At 73.9% G+C, this 16,382-nt stretch carries 18 protein-coding genes; 6 read left to right on the top strand and 12 right to left on the bottom strand.

Translation table 11 applies throughout. The features are described from left to right. Positions 1 to 103: 103 nt before the first annotated feature. The 3 genes from BLT82_RS07440 (at position 104) to BLT82_RS07450 (ending at position 3,717) form a co-directional block, all read left to right on the top strand. Positions 104 to 907, top strand: coding sequence for an SURF1 family cytochrome oxidase biogenesis protein (locus BLT82_RS07440; protein WP_093653060.1), 804 nt, complete (start codon positions 104 to 106; stop codon positions 905 to 907). A 252-nt stretch (positions 908 to 1,159) separates the two neighbouring features. Next, complete coding sequence (locus tag BLT82_RS07445) at positions 1,160 to 2,956, top strand: glycoside hydrolase family 15 protein (RefSeq protein ID WP_093653061.1); 1,797 nt, start codon at positions 1,160 to 1,162, stop codon at positions 2,954 to 2,956. A gap of 5 nt (positions 2,957 to 2,961) precedes the next feature. After that, complete coding sequence (locus tag BLT82_RS07450) at positions 2,962 to 3,717, top strand: SDR family oxidoreductase (RefSeq protein ID WP_093653062.1); 756 nt, start codon at positions 2,962 to 2,964, stop codon at positions 3,715 to 3,717. Positions 3,718 to 3,876: 159 nt separating this feature from the next. Here BLT82_RS07450 and BLT82_RS07455 read toward each other — a convergent pair whose 3' ends face one another. The 6 genes from BLT82_RS07455 to BLT82_RS07480 form a co-directional block, all read right to left on the bottom strand. Continuing rightward, positions 3,877 to 4,068 carry a DUF6381 family protein gene (locus BLT82_RS07455; protein ID WP_208867758.1) on the bottom strand — a complete coding sequence of 64 codons (192 nt, stop codon included), beginning with the start codon at positions 4,066 to 4,068 and terminating at the stop codon, positions 3,877 to 3,879. 253 nt (positions 4,069 to 4,321) lie between these two features. Next, positions 4,322 to 4,900, bottom strand: coding sequence for an alkaline shock response membrane anchor protein AmaP (amaP, locus tag BLT82_RS07460; RefSeq protein WP_093653063.1), 579 nt, complete (start codon positions 4,898 to 4,900; stop codon positions 4,322 to 4,324). A 5-nt stretch (positions 4,901 to 4,905) separates the two neighbouring features. Further along, the gene (locus BLT82_RS07465) at positions 4,906 to 5,577 is read right to left on the bottom strand and encodes a DUF6286 domain-containing protein (protein ID WP_093653064.1); all 672 of its coding nucleotides are present in this window, start codon (positions 5,575 to 5,577) and stop codon (positions 4,906 to 4,908) included. Next, complete coding sequence (locus tag BLT82_RS07470; protein WP_093653065.1) at positions 5,574 to 5,996, bottom strand: Asp23/Gls24 family envelope stress response protein; 423 nt, start codon at positions 5,994 to 5,996, stop codon at positions 5,574 to 5,576. The genes BLT82_RS07465 and BLT82_RS07470 overlap by 4 nt, the downstream gene beginning before the upstream one ends. A 6-nt stretch (positions 5,997 to 6,002) precedes the next feature. Continuing rightward, the gene (locus BLT82_RS07475; RefSeq protein ID WP_093653066.1) at positions 6,003 to 6,194 is read right to left on the bottom strand and encodes a hypothetical protein; all 192 of its coding nucleotides are present in this window, start codon (positions 6,192 to 6,194) and stop codon (positions 6,003 to 6,005) included. Positions 6,195 to 6,218: 24 nt separating this feature from the next. Next, positions 6,219 to 6,671, bottom strand: coding sequence for an Asp23/Gls24 family envelope stress response protein (locus BLT82_RS07480; protein WP_208867759.1), 453 nt, complete (start codon positions 6,669 to 6,671; stop codon positions 6,219 to 6,221). Positions 6,672 to 6,790: 119 nt separating this feature from the next. On the opposite strand from BLT82_RS07480, the gene BLT82_RS07485 reads away from it, so the two are divergent. Beyond that, positions 6,791 to 7,627, top strand: coding sequence for a hypothetical protein (locus BLT82_RS07485; RefSeq protein WP_167745981.1), 837 nt, complete (start codon positions 6,791 to 6,793; stop codon positions 7,625 to 7,627). A 200-nt stretch (positions 7,628 to 7,827) separates the two neighbouring features. On the opposite strand, the gene BLT82_RS07490 is transcribed toward BLT82_RS07485, so the two are convergent. From BLT82_RS07490 to BLT82_RS07500, 3 genes are all read right to left on the bottom strand, one after another. Continuing rightward, positions 7,828 to 8,619 carry an enoyl-CoA hydratase/isomerase family protein gene (locus BLT82_RS07490; RefSeq protein WP_093653069.1) on the bottom strand — a complete coding sequence of 264 codons (792 nt, stop codon included), beginning with the start codon at positions 8,617 to 8,619 and terminating at the stop codon, positions 7,828 to 7,830. Between the two features lie 139 nt (positions 8,620 to 8,758). Continuing rightward, positions 8,759 to 8,980: a helix-turn-helix domain-containing protein gene (locus tag BLT82_RS07495; RefSeq protein ID WP_017948860.1), complete on the bottom strand. Its 222-nt coding sequence runs from the start codon at positions 8,978 to 8,980 to the stop codon at positions 8,759 to 8,761. Between the two features lie 434 nt (positions 8,981 to 9,414). After that, positions 9,415 to 11,013, bottom strand: a complete 1,599-nt coding sequence (locus BLT82_RS07500; RefSeq protein ID WP_093653071.1) for an ABC-F family ATP-binding cassette domain-containing protein — start codon at positions 11,011 to 11,013, stop codon at positions 9,415 to 9,417. A 365-nt stretch (positions 11,014 to 11,378) separates the two neighbouring features. Between BLT82_RS07500 and ypfJ the strand changes: the two genes are divergently transcribed. Both ypfJ and BLT82_RS07510 read left to right on the top strand, forming a co-directional pair. Next, positions 11,379 to 12,269, top strand: coding sequence for a KPN_02809 family neutral zinc metallopeptidase (ypfJ, locus tag BLT82_RS07505; RefSeq protein WP_093653072.1), 891 nt, complete (start codon positions 11,379 to 11,381; stop codon positions 12,267 to 12,269). Between the two features lie 118 nt (positions 12,270 to 12,387). Continuing rightward, complete coding sequence (locus BLT82_RS07510) at positions 12,388 to 12,792, top strand: VOC family protein (RefSeq protein WP_404203270.1); 405 nt, start codon at positions 12,388 to 12,390, stop codon at positions 12,790 to 12,792. A gap of 52 nt (positions 12,793 to 12,844) precedes the next feature. Here BLT82_RS07510 and BLT82_RS07515 read toward each other — a convergent pair whose 3' ends face one another. The 3 genes from BLT82_RS07515 to BLT82_RS07525 all read right to left on the bottom strand — a co-directional run bounded on the left by BLT82_RS07515 (position 12,845) and on the right by BLT82_RS07525 (position 16,265). Further along, a complete protein-coding gene (locus BLT82_RS07515; RefSeq protein WP_167745982.1) occupies positions 12,845 to 14,206 on the bottom strand; it encodes a hypothetical protein in 1,362 nt (453 codons plus the stop codon). Positions 14,207 to 14,406: 200 nt separating this feature from the next. Then, the gene (locus BLT82_RS07520) at positions 14,407 to 15,534 is read right to left on the bottom strand and encodes an alpha/beta hydrolase (RefSeq protein WP_093653074.1); all 1,128 of its coding nucleotides are present in this window, start codon (positions 15,532 to 15,534) and stop codon (positions 14,407 to 14,409) included. A 59-nt stretch (positions 15,535 to 15,593) separates the two neighbouring features. Continuing rightward, the gene (locus BLT82_RS07525; RefSeq protein ID WP_093653075.1) at positions 15,594 to 16,265 is read right to left on the bottom strand and encodes a class II aldolase/adducin family protein; all 672 of its coding nucleotides are present in this window, start codon (positions 16,263 to 16,265) and stop codon (positions 15,594 to 15,596) included. Positions 16,266 to 16,382: the final 117 nt, after the last annotated feature.

Raw genomic sequence — 16,382 nt, forward strand, 5'->3', positions numbered from 1 at the left:
GTTCCCCGGCCCCGCAGCACTCCCCCGCCCGCCCGGCACGATCCCGGGCCACGCCCGGGACCCTGCTGCCCGGCACCCCACGACCGAGTTGTACGGTCGTGGGGTGTACCGCTTCCTGTTGTCCCGGCAGTGGGTGATCCTCACCCTCGTCAGCCTCGTCCTCATTCCCGTGATGGTCGAGCTGGGCTTCTGGCAGATGCACCGGCACGAGCGCCGCGTCGCGCAGAACGAGCTGATCGCGGACAACCTCGCCGCACGGCCTGTCCCCGTCACCGAGCTGACCTCCCCGGGACACACCGTCCCGCGCGCGGACTACTGGCGGCACGTCACGGCCACGGGCACGTACGACACCGCCCACGAGGTCGTCGTACGCCGCCGCACCGACAACGACGAGCGGGTCGGGGTGCACGTCGTCACCCCGCTGGTCCTCGCCGACGGCCGTGCCGTCCTGGTCAACCGCGGCTGGGTGCCCGCGGCGGCCGACCAGACCGCCTACCCGGCCGTGCCCCCCGCGCCGAAGGGCGAGGTCACCGTCACGGGCCGGCTGATGGCCGACGAGACCACCGGCGCGAGCGGGATCAAGGACCTCAGCGGGCTGCCTCCGCGTCAGATCATGCTGATCGACAGCGCGCAGCAGGCCAAGGGCCTGGGCCGGCCGGTGCTCGGCGGCTACCTCCAGCAGACCTCCCCGGAGCCGGCCGGCGGCACCCCCGAGCTGATCGCGGAACCCGACCACGACTCCATCGGCGCGCACATGGCGTACGCGGTGCAGTGGTGGTTGTTCGCGGCCGGTGTCCCGGTGGGCTGGGTCGTCCTCGTACGCCGCGAGAAGCGCGACCGGGCCTCGGCGGCCGTCGCGCCCGCCGCCGAGGAGACGCCCGCGACGGCGGGCGCGGCGGCAGGCTGACCCTCCGGGCCCGGTCCGACGGACATGGTCGACCCGGGCTGCGGCAACCCGACGGACCCGGCCGGGACACCCGCGGTCCGGCCCGCCCGGCGGCCGAGTGCCGCACCCCTCGCGGCCGACGCGAGCCCCTCCCTCACGACAGCCCGCCGATCCCCCGCACGAGCCCCGGGCCGGCTCGGCTCCGCGACGGCCGTCGCGCACGTGGGCAACGCAACCGCTTAGGCGGCCGCAGGCGAGGGAAAACGGCATGTCGTGACCCAACGCATCGAGGACTACGCCCTGATCGGCGATCTGCAGACCGCGGGTCTGGTGGGCAGAGACGGCTCGGTCGACTGGCTGTGCCTGCCGCGCTTCGACTCCGGGGCCTGCTTCGCGGCCCTGCTCGGCGACGAGAACAACGGCCACTGGCGGCTCGCCCCCAAGGGCGCCGGGCACTGCACCGGCCGCCGCTATGTGCCGGGCACTCTCGTCCTGGAGTCGTTCTGGGAAACCCGGACCGGCACGGTCAAGGTCACCGACTTCATGCCGCAACGCGACAAGGCCCCCGACGTCGTACGGATCGTGGAGGGCGTCAGCGGCACCGTCGAAATGGGCGCGACCCTGCGGCTGCGCTTCGACTACGGCTCTGTCGTCCCGTGGATGCGGCGGACGAACGACCACCGGGTCGCGGTCGCCGGCCCCGACTCCGTGTGGCTGCGCCTGGAGAACCCCGACTCCGTGCCGGTGAAGACCTGGGGACAGCAGTTCAGCACCGTCTCGTCGTTCACCGTCGGCGCCGGGCAGACCGTGGCCTTCGTCCTCACCTGGCACCCCTCGCACGAGGAGGCTCCCCGGCTCGTCGATCCCTTCGAGGCGCTGAGGGCGAGCGTCGCCGACTGGCAGGAGTGGTCCGCGCGGTGCGATTACGAGGGTCCGTACCGGGATGCCGTGGTCCGCTCCCTGATCACCCTCAAGGCGCTGACGTACGCCCCGACGGGCGGGATCGTCGCCGCCCCCACCACCTCGCTGCCCGAGGATCCGGGCGGTGTACGGAACTGGGACTACCGCTACTGCTGGCTGCGCGACTCCACCCTGACCCTCGGCGCACTCCTCGCCACCGGCTACGCCGACGAGGCCGCCGCCTGGCGCGACTGGCTGGTGCGCGCGGTGGCGGGCGACCCCTCGGACCTGCAGATCATGTACGGCGTGGCCGGGGAGCGCCGACTGCCGGAGACGGAACTGCCCTGGCTGCGCGGGTACGAGGGCTCCGCCCCGGTCCGGATCGGCAACGGCGCCGTCGACCAGCTCCAGCTCGACGTCTACGGCGAGGTCATGGACTCGCTGCGGCTGGGCCGCGAGGCCGGTCTGGAGTCCCCGCCGCACGCCTGGAACCTCCAGCTGAGCCTGCTGGGCTTCCTGGAGTCGACCTGGCGTGAGCCCGACGAGGGCCTGTGGGAAGTGCGCGGGCCGCGGCGCCACTTCGTGTTCTCCAAGGTGATGGCCTGGGTCGCGGCCGACCGTGCCGTACGGACGCTGGAGGACGACCCCGGTCTGCCCGGTGACGTGACGCGGTGGCGGGCGATGCGGGACGCGGTGCACCGGGAGGTGTGCGACAGGGGCTTCGACGCGGAGCGGAACACCTTCACGCAGTACTACGGTTCGGACGAACTGGACGCCGCGGCCCTGCTCATTCCCCGGCTGGGCTTCCTCCCGCCGGACGACCCGAGGGTCGTGGGCACGGTCGACGCGGTGCGGGCCGGGTTGAGCCGGCACGGGCTGATCGACCGCTACAGCACCAAGGGTCCGTCCGTCGACGGGCTGCCCGGCCGTGAAGGAACGTTCCTCGTCTGCTCGTTCTGGATGGTCGACGCGCTCCGTGCGACCGGCCGGGTGGAGGAGGCCAAGGACCTCTTCGAGCGGCTGCTGGAACTGCGCAACGACGTGGGGCTGCTGGCCGAGGAGTACGACCCGGTGGCGCGGCGGCAGCTCGGGAACTTCCCCCAGGCGTTCAGCCATGTGGGGCTGGTGGGCTCAGCCCTGGCCCTCGCCGCACGCGGCGCGGCAGGATAGGGCCCATGGATCTTGGACTGAAGGACCGTGTCTACGTCGTCACCGGGGCGACCCGCGGGCTGGGCAACGCCGCCGCCCGGGCGCTCGCAGCCGACGGCGCGAAGCTGATCATCACCGGACGGGACACGAAGGCCGCGGCGGACGCGGCGGCCGAGATCGGCCCGGACGCCGTCGGCATCGCGGCCGACAACGCCGACCCGGAGACCGCCGAGCGGCTGATCGGGGCCGCCCGAGCGCACTTCGGCCGTTTCGACGGCGTGCTGATCAGCGTCGGCGGCCCGCCGCCGGGCTTCGTCGCCGACAACTCGGACGAGCAGTGGCAGGCGGCCTTCGAGTCGGTGTTCCTGGGCGCGGTCAGGCTGGCGCGGGGCGCGGCTGCCGCACTGGGTGAGGGCGGCGTCGTCGGCTTCGTGCTGTCCGGCTCGGTCCACGAGCCGATTCCCGGGCTGACCATTTCGAATGGCCTGCGGCCCGGCCTGGCCGGTTTCGCGAAGTCGCTCTCCGACGAGCTGGGCCCGCGTGGCATCCGCGTCGTGGGACTGCTGCCCGCCCGTATCGACACCGACCGGGTGCGCGAGCTGGACTCGCTGTCCGGAGACGCGGACGCGGCCCGTGCCGCCAACGAGGCCCGTATTCCGCTGCGGCGCTACGGCACTCCGGAGGAGTTCGGGCGCACGGCGGCGTTCATGCTGTCGCCCGCCGCGTCGTACCTCACGGGTGTGATGCTGCCGGTGGACGGCGGGGCGAGGTCCGGTTTCTGACGCGTGCGTGCGAGGCCCGGTCCGGAGGGCAGCGGCCGTCCGCCGGCGGGCGGGGCGGCCCTTCACGGACACGGCCCCGCGCCGCGTGCCGGTGCCGGGCCCGTACACGCACCGGCCGGTGACGCGGACGGTCACCGGCCGGTGCGTACGGCACGGCGGTCACTCCATGGGGTAGATGTCCCCGGACCCCATCGCGCTCTCCTGCTCGCTCTGCTCCTGGAGCCTGCGCGCCTTCTCCTTGAGCCGCTTGCTCTCCTCGGGATCGTTCACGCGCTCCGCGGCCTGCTTCAGCTCCTCGGCCTTCTGCCGCATCTGCCGGACCCGGCCGCCGATTTCGTCTGACATGCTCATGCCCTCCTCGGACGTCGCTTCCAGCGGACCACTCTCAGCGAACCAGGGCACCTGCCCGCTCGCATCCCGAACGCCGACCGCGCCCCGGACACCCACCGCCCGAGCGCGCTCTCCCGGTGCCCCGCGCTCCCGGCACGGCCCGCAACAGCCCTGCCCGCCGAACCACCCGCCGCACGACGGCCGTCGCCCCAGGCCACGCGCCGCCCGGAACCGTCGCCCCAGGCCACACGCCGGCCTGACCCGTCGCCCCAGGTCACGTCACGCGCTTCGCCCGGTGCTTCTGGGCGCGCAGCCGCACCTCCGCGGGCAGCGACGCCAGCCCCGCCGAGTCGCGCGCGTGGGTCAGGGCCTCGGCCGAGAGGCGGTGCAGGGTCTCGCCCGGTGACGCGAAGGGTTCGAGAAGAAGCCGCACACGGGCCGCCGGGGCCGTGCGGCGGCCGTGCAGGACGACCTGGGTCCGGGCCACACCGTCCAGGTCCTCTGCCTCCCTCGCGAGCACGGCCTCCATGGCCCGGCCCCGCAGCAGCGCCCCCTCCCCGTCACCGCTGTCCACCAGCACCTCGGTCAGCCGCGAACGGCGGAACTGCGCCAGCAGCCACCAGAGAGCGAGGAGGACGACGACCACCAGTACCGCGATCGCCACGGGCCACCACCAGCCCTGGTCCTCCCACCGCTGCCGGCGGCCATCGCTCAGCAGGACGGCGTCGGCCCCCGGCCACGGCCACCAGGACGGCACCGGCAGCCGCAGCCCCGCCGCCAGGACCGCTCCCCCCAGCAGGACGAGCACCAGACCGGCCAGCCCGATCAGCACCCGGTTGACGACCCGCAGCATCCCGCTCACCCCTTCTTCGCCGGGCGGCGCACCTGTACGGACAGAGCCGGCCGCCGCACCAGCCCGAGCTCACGGATGCCCTCGCCCAGCACGGTGTCCAGATCGGATCTGACCTCGTCCAGTTCGCGGAAGTGGGACACCGCCCGCACCGCGACCCGGGAGCGCCGTACCCGCACCCGTACCGACTGCACCCCGGAGACCTCCATCGCCCGGTCGCGCAGGACGAGTTCGGCGGCGTCCCGGTCGAGCCCGGCCCGCACGTCCGCGTCGCCCGCCCGGCGGCGCATGGGCAGCAGATTCCGCAGCCCCGGCGTCACGGCGAGCACCACCAGCCAGACTCCGACCGCGACGGCCGCACCCGCACCCGCCAGCACCCAGGTGTCGTCCACCGGTCGGCTCGCCAGTTCGCCGGCGAGCGACCGCCGCCAGCCCATCCCGGGGCGCTCGGCCCGTACCGAGGCGACGTCGAACAGCAGCAGCCCCGCCCCGGCCGTCACCACCAGGGCGAGCAGCGCGGCGGGGACCCGCCGCCGCGACCAGAAGCGCCCGGCGCCGCCGTCGTCGTCGGCCGCCGGCAGCGGCCGGTACGCGGCGGCGGAGGCCGACTGGTCCAGTTCCCGTGCGGATTCCGTGACCGGGCCGCTCCCCCGGACGGATCCCTTCACCGGTTCGCTCATCGGAGCCTCCCCTGGGCAGCCCGGCGCGTGTGGACGGAGTGCAGCCGCTCGATCCGTACGGCGACCTCCGGCACCGCCATTCCCGCCAACGCCTCTACCCGCTGGGCGACATGACGACGCACGGCACGGCACTGCCCGCCGATGTCGCACGGGTAGTCGAGCTCGAGGCTGATCCGTACCCGGGCGTGGTCATGGTGCACGGTGACCGTCGCATGCGGTGCGGAGCCGCCCTCCGGCACATGGGTGAGTGCCTCACGGGCCGCCTGGGCGGCGATCTTCGCGACCACCCGGTCGGCGATGGCGGTCGCACCCCGCTCGGCCGGGGGGATCCGTTTCCCCCCGTGGTTCGAGGACGCCGGTGCGGGCGGGCCCGCGGCCGGTGCCGAAGGGACCGGGGAGGGAGGCGTCTCGGCGGCCACGCCGGGTCACCCCCGCCGGTCGCCGTGCTCGCGGCCCCGGAAGAAGTCGCTCGGTTCGAGATCGCCGTCGAGCACGCGCCCGACGACGAAACCGACCGCACCCAGTGCCGCCACCAGCAGGAACGCCGCGAACCCGCCGAAGTACCCGGCGAATCCGAGCGCCATTCCGGCCAGCAGACCGGCCACCGCCATGCTCATTACGGGCCCCTCTCTCGAGCTCCGCTACTGGATCCGCGGTTCCGTCTCTTCGTCTTCCTCGTCCGGCAGCTTCACATCGCCGACGGCGATGTTGACCTCGACGACCTCCAAGCCGGTCATCCGCTCGACGGCGGCGACGACGTTCTCGCGGACGGCGCGGGCCACGTCCACGATCGCGACGCCGTAGTCGACGACGATCTCCAGGTCGAGGGCGGTCTGCTTCTCGCCGACCTCGGCCTTCACCCCGCGGGTGACGGGCGGTTTGCCACCGGGCACCCGGTCGCGCACCGCGCCGAAGGTGCGGGACAGTCCGCTGCCCATGGCATGGACACCGACCACGTCCCGAGCCGCGAGCGCGGCGATCTTCTCGACGACGCCGTCGGCGATGGTGGTGCGGCCCCGGGTCGCCGGGTCGCCGCCGCCTCGCCGGACCGTGCCGGCCGGTTCCTTGGTCACACTGACATCCGTGTCGGTCATCGCCATGCGTACCTTTCCGGGCGGTGGTGAACTCCCGACTACGCTGACCACACTAAGTCCGCTTGCACGCTCCCGCGCCGGTGGATGCGGCAGGCTGGAGCAATGACGAGGCGGTGCCGATGACGACGGCCGAGGGTTGGACCGGGGCGGTGCGGGCCCGGCTGGGGCTGGGCAGACTGCTTCCGCTCGGTACCGCGCAGGACGGCGCCTGGCTGGCGGAACGGGCGGCGGAGCCGGTGTTGCGGCGGGCCGCGGCGGAAGTGCCGGGCGTGGTGCCCGGCACGATCAGGACCGGACTCGCCGACCCGGGCTCGGCCGGGACGCCGGCCGTCCCGCCTCCCCCGGCCGCGCTGCCGCCGGGGCCGCTGCGGATCGAGGCGGAGTTCGCTTCGGCCACCGCGGCGCCCCTTCCCGAACTGGCCGAGCAGCTGCGTACCGCGCTGCTCACCGCCGCCGGGGAACACCTCGGACTCCCGGTCACGGTCGTCGATCTCCGGGTGACGACCCTGCTGGACGCGCCGCCGGAACCCGCGGGAGCACCGGCGCCGGTACCCGCCCCCGGGTCAGAGGGCTTGCGGCCGGAAGAGGCGCCTGCCGCGGCGAAGGAGCCGGGTGACGGGGCACGCGCCGGGGACGCCCTGCGGGGGTCACGGGGGACGGCAGCAGCCGAGAGGCCGGTGGAGGGTGCCGCTGAGCGGCGGGGCGGCGCCGGTGCGGCGGAACCGCGGGACGTGATCGCCGCCGCCGCGGCCGCAGTCCCGGGCGTCGCCCGCCTCACCGGCACGCTCGGGGCCGCCGTACGGGTCGAGGAGTCCGGCGTACGGGTGGAGTGCGCGACGGCGTCGGGGCACCGTCCCGTGGAGGTGGCCCGCGCGGTCCGCGCCGCGGTCACCTCGGTCCTGTTGTCGCCCCTCCCGGTCACGGTCCTCGTCACCGAGGTCGACTGCGGGGCGTGACGGCGCCCGCTGATGGACGTCCCCGGGCGACGGTGGGGCCCCGCCGCCGGGAGCCGGCCTCCCTTGCCTACGCGCGTCGTATCCACGCGGGCACGGAACCGCCCCCACACTCCCGGCCGGGGTCCGCCCGGAAAAGGGCGCGAACGGCACCGGCCGGCGCGAAGGCGCCGGCCGGTGCGAGCGGGACCGGCCCGCGTCGTTCAGTCGGCGAGCCCCGCCAGATCACGCAGCCGGCGTGCCTGCGCGGCGCGCTCGGCGGTGCGCTGGTCCTCGTACGCACGCGACTGGGCACCACGCAGCAGCGCCTTGGTCTCGATCACCGCGTCACGCGGCGCGGCGAGCAGCGCTGCGGTCAAGTCCCGCACCGACCCGTCGAGTTCCTCGGCGGCCACGGCGAGATTGGCGAGTCCGATCCGCTCCGCCTCGTCAGCCAGGACGAAGCGGCCCGTGGCGCAGATCTCCAGCGCACGGGCGTAGCCGACCAGCGAGACGAGAGGGTGCGTCCCGGTGAGGTCGGGGACCAGGCCCAGCCCGGTCTCGCGCATGGCGAACTGCACGTCCTGCGCCACGACCCGCAGGTCGCAGGCGAGGGCGAGCTGGAACCCGGCACCGATCGCATGCCCCTGGACGGCCGCGATCGACACGATGTCGTTGCGGCGCCACCAGGTGAACGCCTCCTGGTACTCGGCGATGACGGCGTCGAGCTCGGCGTCCGAGCCGCGTGCGAGATCGATGAACGACGGCTCGCCGTCGAATCCCTCCGGCGTGAAGGCCTGCCGGTCCAGCCCCGCGGAGAAGGACTTGCCCTCGCCGCGCAGCACGACGACCCGCACGGTACCCGGCAGCGACCGCCCGGCCTCGGCCAACGCCCGCCAGAGAGCGGGGGATTGGGCATTGCGCTTGGCCGGGTTGGTGAGGGTCACCGTGGCCACCGCGTCTTCGACGGTGAGCCGTACGCCGTCCTTGTCGAGCACAGAGTCCAGCGAAGTCATGAGGCGCCTCCGGTTCCGGTGCGGTCAGTGCAGCAAACATCAAGTGACTGCACAGTAACCACCCGGCCGACCGCTGGATCGGCCGGGTGGCCGGCACCGGAGACCGGCCGGCCTCAGACGACGCTCGGGAAATCGGTCGTCAGGTCGAAGCCGCCTTCTTGCCTCGCGTCGCCCCGCCGCGTCCACGCAGCGTGACTCCGGACTCGCTGAGCATCCGGTGGACGAATCCATAGGAGCGGCCGGTCTCCTCGGCCAACGCCCGGATGCTCGCACCGGAGTCGTACTTCTTCTTCAGGTCTGCCGCGAGCTTGTCGCGCGCGGCGCCGGTCACCCGGCTGCCCTTCTTCAGAGTCTCGGCCACCCGTGCCTCCTCATGGGAAGTGCGCTCTGGACTCTCATGATCACCCCTACAGGGCTTCATGGCCACCCATTCGACAAGGTCCGTACGACGAGCTTTGACCGTCGTACGCGCCCGAGCGCGACCGGAATGCGTCATTCCGGCGGCGGCCGCGAGGGAACTCCGGCGGCCCGGAGGCCGAAATTCCAGGTCAGGGGCGCCCTCGCCCGCACCGCTCGCCCGTGCGGGTGGCGGACCGTTTCGGCGCACCGCCACGCCGCGGTACGAGACGCACTCACTCAGATGAAGGATCACGCGTGAGCCGAATGATCCATACGGAGTGGATCAGTCCGGATCGATCTTCCCGGACGGGGGCACTCGGCAGGCGCGGGAAGCAGCCCGGCCGGTCGCCGAGCCGCCTCTGGAGCCGTCCGGCCGCCGATCCCGCCGCGCAGCCCTCAGGCCAGGGAGACGAGATCCGCGTAGTCCGCGCCCCACAGGTCCTCGACCCCGTCCGGCAGCAGAATGATCCGCTCCGGCTGCAGGGCCTCGACCGCGCCCTCGTCGTGGGTCACCAGGACGACGGCGCCCTTGTAGGTGCGCAGGGCGCCGAGGATCTCCTCGCGGCTGGCCGGGTCGAGGTTGTTCGTCGGCTCGTCGAGCAGCAGGACGTTCGCCGAGGAGACGACCAGCGTGGCCAGTGCCAGCCGGGTCTTCTCCCCGCCGGAGAGCACGCCGGCCGGCTTGTCGACGTCGTCGCCGGAGAACAGGAACGACCCCAGCACCTTGCGGACCTCGACGAGGTCGAGATCGGGCGCGGCGGAGCGCATGTTCTCCAGGACCGTGCGGTCCGGGTCGAGCGTCTCGTGCTCCTGGGCGTAGTAGCCCAGCTTCAGCCCGTGGCCTTCCAGGACCTCGCCGGTGTCGGGCCTCTCCACCCCGCCGAGGAGCCGCAGCAGGGTGGTCTTGCCGGCGCCGTTGAGGCCGAGCACGACCACGCGGGAGCCCTTGTCGATGGCCAGGTCGACATCGGTGAAGATCTCGAGCGAGCCGTAGGACTTGGACAGCCCCTCGGCCGTCAGCGGGGTCTTTCCGCAGGGCGCCGGCTCGGGGAAGCGCAGCTTCGCGACCTTGTCGGAGAGGCGCACGTCCTCCAGGCCCGCCAGCAGCCGCTCGGCTCGGCGGGCCATGTTCTGCGCGGCGACGGTCTTGGTGGCCTTGGCGCGCATCTTGTCGGCCTGGGCGTTGAGCGCGGCGGCCTTCTTCTCCGCGTTCTGGCGCTCGCGCTTGCGGCGCTTCTCGTCCGCCTCGCGCTGCTGCTGGTAGAGCTTCCAGCCCATGTTGTAGACGTCGATCGTGGACCGGTTGGCGTCCAGGTAGAAGACCTTGTTGACGACGGTCTCCACGAGGTCGACGTCGTGGGAGATGACGACGAAACCGCCACGGTAGGTCTTCAGGTACTCGCGCAGCCAGACGATCGAGTCGGCGTCGAGGTGGTTCGTGGGCTCGTCGAGCAGGAGCGTGTCGGCGTCCGAGAACAGGATCCGGGCGAGCTCGACGCGGCGGCGCTGGCCACCGGAGAGCGTGTGCAGCGGCTGGCCGAGGACCCGGTCGGGCAGGTTGAGCGCGGCGGCGATCGTGGCGGCCTCGGACTCGGCGGCGTACCCGCCCTTCGTCAGGAACTCGGTCTCCTGGCGCTCGTACTGCCTGAGCGCCTTCTCGCGGGTGGCGCCCTGGCCGGTGGCGATGCGGTGCTCGTTCTCGCGCATCTTGCGGATCAGGACGTCGAGGCCGCGCGCGGAGAGGATGCGGTCGCGGGCGAACACGTCCAGGTCGCCGGTGCGCGGGTCCTGCGGCAGATAGCCGACCGGGCCGGAACGGGCGACCTGGCCGGCGGCGGGGATGCCCTCGCCGGCGAGACACTTGGTGAGGGTCGTCTTGCCCGCTCCGTTGCGGCCGACCAGGCCGATCCGGTCGCCCTTGGCGATGCGGAAGGTGGCGGACTCGATGAGGACGCGGGCGCCGGCACGCAACTCGATGCCGGAAGCGGTGATCACGGAAAGACTCCAGGACGGATGGACGACGGAAGGACGACGGGGCGTGCGGAGGCTTCGACGCCGTCTAATCCATGAGGAGAATTGCCATACGGCCAGTCTACCGGGCCCCGGCAACCGGATTTCTGTGGCGCCCGCCACGGCGCGGAGGTGCCCGGGCGCACTGCGGGCGGGAGTTCGGGCGGCCAGGGCGCGGAGCCGGCGGTCGGCCGGGCGGCGACGGAACCGCCGGGGGCAGCGTGCCGGCGTCCGGCAGGGGCGCGGGGCCCAACGGGGGACGCGGGCAGGTGCCGGGGCACGGCGGCCGGGGGTCCCGGCACAGGCGATCAAAACGGGCGGGGGGCACCGTACTGATCGATACTCGGGTCATGCAGTTCGACGACGACGCCGACCTGGACACCTCGGAGGTCCAGGATGTGCGCCGCAGCCGCGTCCCCGGCGGGAGAGCGACCGTCGGCGGCGGCATCGCCGGTCTTCTGGCCCTGATCCTGGGCCTGTTCTTCGGTGTCGGCCCCGAGCAGCTCGGGCTCACGGAGGACGGCACCGCCCCCGAGCAGACGTCCGAGTCCGCCGCCCAGGTGGCGCAGACCTGCCGCAAGGGCTCCGACGCGAACACCCGCGAGGACTGCCGGATCGTCGCCGTGGTCAACAGCCTGCAGGACTTCTGGCGGGCCGAGTACACGAGGCGCGGCGGCCGCTACACGGACGCCTCGACCGTGCTCTTCACCGGCCGGGTCGCCACGGCGTGCGGGACGGCGACCTCCGCGGTGGGGCCCTTCTACTGCCCGGCCGACCGGAAGGTCTATCTGGACCTCGGCTTCTTCGACGAGCTGCGCAACCGGTTCGGGGCGACCGGCGGCCCGTTCGCCCAGGCGTACGTCGTGGCGCACGAGTACGGCCACCACATCCAGAACCAGATGGGCACCCTCGCCCGTGCCCAGGACCAGCGGCAGGGCGAGGGCAGCAACGCGGTGCGCGTGGAACTGCAGGCGGACTGCTACGCCGGGGTGTGGGCGCGGCACGCGACGGCCACGCCGGACGACAGGACCGGACGGCCGCTGCTGACCCGGCTCACGGACGAGGACATCCGCGACGGGCTCGACGCGGCCGCCGCGGTGGGCGACGACCGGATCCAGGAGCGGATCCAGGGCCGGGTCACCCCGGAGACCTGGACGCACGGCTCGGCCGCCCAGCGCCAGCAGTGGTTCTACCAGGGCTACCGCACCGGTGACATGGCCCGGTGCAACACCTTCCGCTGAACGTCCCGGCGGCTGCCGGGCGATGTCGGTGCCCCCTGCCAGACTGAGACGCGGGTCACATCCCACCGTCCATGAGAAGACCGCCGAGAAGCGGTGAAGAGGAGAGGGGGTGGTCGGCGTGGCGGAGGCACCGAGCATCTGCCCCACGCTGCTCTACCGGGACGCAAGGGCCGCCATCAAGCAGCTCACCGAGGCCTTCGGCTTCACCCGGAGCGCGGTGTACGAGGGCGAGGACGGCGCGGTGGCGCATGCCGAGCTGGCCTACGGGAACGGGGTGGTGATGCTGGGCAGCAAGGGCACGGGCAGCGAGTTCGACAGAGTCATGGCGTCCTCGGGCCCGGCCGGGGTCTTCGTCCACGTGGACGACGCGGACGCGCACCACGACCGGGCGGTGGAGCACGGGGTGGAGATCCTGATGCCGCCCACCGACCAGGAGTACGGCGCCCGCGACTACATGGCCCGCGATCTGGAGGGGAACGTCTGGAGCTTCGGCACGTACCGGCCCGGGGCCGGGGAGTCCTGAGGGCCGCCGCGGCCGCGTCCCCCTCCCCGCACGGCGGCTCGGGCGACCGCGGTCACGCGCCTCCGGTGTGCACCTGGAAGGCCGCCCGCCGGACGGCCTTCGCCAGGGCCGGGTCGGGGTGCGCGGCCGCGAGGGCGACCAGGACCTGCACGGTGCGCGGATGGCCCACGGCCCTGACCTCGTCGAGCAGGGCGGGGACGGTGCCCTGCACCGCCGAGTCCAGATGGCGCACCAGCAGGGCGCTCTCGCCGTGGTCCGCGACGGCGGCTGCGGTGTCCACCCAGAGCCAGGTCGCCTCCTCCCGGGTGAGTACCTCGGCGGTGTCCTCGGGGTCGGCTCCTTCGTACTCGGCCAGCCACAGCAGGGCGTACGGGCGCAGCGAGGGCTCCTCCGCCGCCGCACGGACATCTGCCTCGGCGGCGGCTCCGACGACGCGGAGGGCTTCGAAGGCCAGTCCGCGCAGCAGGGCGTCCTCGCCCCGGGCGGCGGCGACGAGTTCGGTGACCGCGCTGGAGACGGAACGGGCCGCGAGCCAGGCCCGGTACTCGGCGCGGGCGGGGCCCGGGCTGAGCCGGGCGCAGCCCCTCAGCATCTCCTCGGCGGACTGCTCGATGTGGCCCGCGGGGCTCTGCGCGGCGACGCAGATCTGCTCGAGCTTGACCCACACGGCCCAGTTGCCGAGCGGGGTGAGGGTGGCGTGGCCCTCGCCGAGGGTCAGCGCGCCGACGGCCGCAAGGCCCTCCATGGCCCAGTCGAGCAGCGCGGGGAGAACGGTCTCCGGCGGGCCGGCGGGGGCGGCGGGGTCGGGCTCGGGCCCGTAGGGCACCTCGCAGCGCTCCTCGCGCAGTTCCGCCACCCGCTGCTGGAGCAGGTCCAGCAGCACGGGCAGGAGCACCGGCCCGGCGGAGAGCTGGAGGAGGGAGAGCACCTGCGGGACGGCCTCCACGGCCTCGGCGACCGCGGCGGGCACCACGTCCGCGGGGGCGGGGTGCACGAGGGGCCATGCGTCGAACAGCGCGACCCAGCCGCGCAGGACGGCGCTGTCGTCGCGGTCCCAGGCGTTCAGCCGCCAGCCGGGACGCGCCGTGCCCGCATGCAGTTCCACGAGCCCGGCGAGCCGGGCGCGGTCCCAGCCCGCGTGGACCTGTCCCGGTGTCAGCCGCAGGTCCTCGGCGGCCCGTTCCCGCTCGGCCGCGCTGCCCTCCGCGTGGTGGGCGGCCGCCCAGCGGGCGATGCGCACCGCGTCGGCGAGTACCTCGCGTGCCTGGCCGGCCAGCTCCGCGGTCGGCGGTGTGCCCTCGGGCGGGCGCGGAGCGGGGCGCGTGCGCCGGTTCGTCACGGCGCGGCGGGCCGTGGCGGTGGGCCGTGGGCGGACAAGTCGGAGCCTGGAGTCGCGCAGGTTACGGGACGTCACGGGGAGCAGTCTCCCCGCTGTCGGCCCGAAAGCCCAATCGGAATGGGGGAACCGGTGCCGAGCGGTCGGCGCGGGGCCCTTGCCGGTGCTCGGACCGGGCCGCCGGGCTGCCGGCCGTCGCCTGGAACTCCCGCCCCGCGGCCTCCGGGCGGACGGCGCCGCGGGGCGGACGCGGGGCGCCGACCCCGCGGGGACAGCCCTCAGAGCAGTGGTGTGAGGAAGCGCCGGAGGGCTTCCTCGTAGCGGGCCGGGTCGGCGTTCCACATGGCCGCGTGCGGGGCGTGCGGCACGGTCTGCAGGCTGACCAGATCGGGCCGCCGGGCCGCCAGTTCCCGGGACGGGCCCCAGGGCGAGATGGTGTCGTCCGGGCCGTGGAAGATCAAGGTGGGCACGCGCAGGGCGTCCGGGTCGGCGGCCGCCCTCAGCCGGTCGCCGTGGAGTCCGGTACGCCCCTGTGCGGCGCGTACGGCGAGCGGCAGCAGGGGTGTCGGCATCCGGCGGGCGGCGGCGAGGGAGCGCAGGGTGGTCTCCCAGTCGAGGACCGGGGAGTCCAGTACGAGGCCGGCGACCCTCTCGCGCAGTGCGGAGTTGGCGGCGGCGTGCAGGGCCATGGACGCGCCCGTGGACCAGCCGTGCAGGATCACGCGGTCGGCGCCGCCGCGGACCGCGAAGCGCACGGCGGCGTCGAGGTCGCGCCACTCGGAGTCGCCGAGGTGGCCGAGGCCGTCGGGGGACGCGGGCGCGCCGGGGTCGCCGCGGTAGGCGGGCGCCAGCACCGGGAGGCGCTGATCGGTGAGGAACGGCATGAGGTTCATGGTGAGTTCGCGCGTGGTGCCCAGGCCGTGCACCACGATGACCCAGGTGGAGCGGGGGCCGGAGACGAACCAGCCGGGGAGGGTCCCGAGTTCGCCGGGGATGTCCACGTCCTCGTAGTCGATGCCGAGTGCACTGCCCGGGTCGCCCACGTGCAGCTGCGGGGTGAATCGCAGCTTGGTGCCGGTGTCGAGGCTGCCGAGCTCGACCCGCTCCAGCCGGCGCACCACGCTGTCCGCCGCGTGCGGCACCTGGTCCAGCACGGGGCCGGCGACGGCGTGCACCTCGTGTCCGCAGAGCCCGTACGTGCCGGGGCGCAGGGAGACGAGGCTGCGGGTGAGGGTGATCCGGCCGGGCCCGGTGCCGTGGACGGTGAGCCGCCCCTCACCCGGCAGGGGCCGTCCGGTGGGAGCTCTCAGCGCGGCGTCGCTGGCGTACCGGCCGGCCGCGAACGCGGCCGCGCCGAGACCGATCAGAGTGGTGACGGCCGCTGCCGTCGCTGTTGCCGGGCGCACCGTTCCAGTGTGGTGAGGTCCGTGCCGGGGTGCCAGTGGACCGGGCGGCGGGGGTGACGTCAGCGGGACTGGCCGTAGCCGCGGAGCTTCTCGGCGACCTCGTCGAGCTGCGGCTCGGAGAGCAGGGTGGGTGCGCGCCCGGGGACCGAGCCGGCGGCGAGCCAGAGGCGGCACATCCACTCGAGCTGGGCGGTGCGGTCGAAGGCCTGGTCGAGCGAGGTTCCGTAGGTGACCGCTCCGTGGTTGCGCAGCAGGCAGCCGGTCCGGTCCTCCAGGGCCCGGAGCATGTTCGCGGCCAGCTCGTCGGTCCCGTACAGGGCGTAGGGGGCGACGCGGACGGGGCCGCCGAGGGCCGCCGCCATGTAGTGGATCAGCGGCAGTTCGTCGACGAGCGTGGAGACGGCGGTGGCGTGCACGGCGTGGGTGTGGACGACGGCCACCGCGTCGGTGGTGCGGTGGATCGCGAGGTGCATCGGGAGCTCGCTGGTCGGCGTGAGCTCGCCGAGGACCTGCCGGCCGTCGAGGCGGACGCCGACGGCGTCCGCGGCGGTGAGCCGGTCGTAGTGCACCCCGCTGGGCGTGACCAGCACGAGGTCGCCTGCGCCGCCGCGCACGCGTACGGAGACGTTGCCCGAGGTCCCGACGACGAGGCCGTCCGTGACGGTTCTGCGGGCGGTGGCCACGAGGTCCGACCAGGCCCGGGATATCGCTTCCTGTTCCGTTTCCGTCATGCGGGCGATCGTGTCAGCCGGAGGCGGTGGGACGGGCGGCGGGGGCGGATGCCGGGGCCCCGCGGCGCGGTGACCGGACCCGGCCGGGCGGGTCCGGTGGCGGAAAGTCCCGAGTGA

Origin of the sequence: Streptomyces wuyuanensis (assembly GCF_900103455.1) — a bacterium.
Lineage (GTDB): Bacteria > Actinomycetota > Actinomycetes > Streptomycetales > Streptomycetaceae > Streptomyces > Streptomyces wuyuanensis.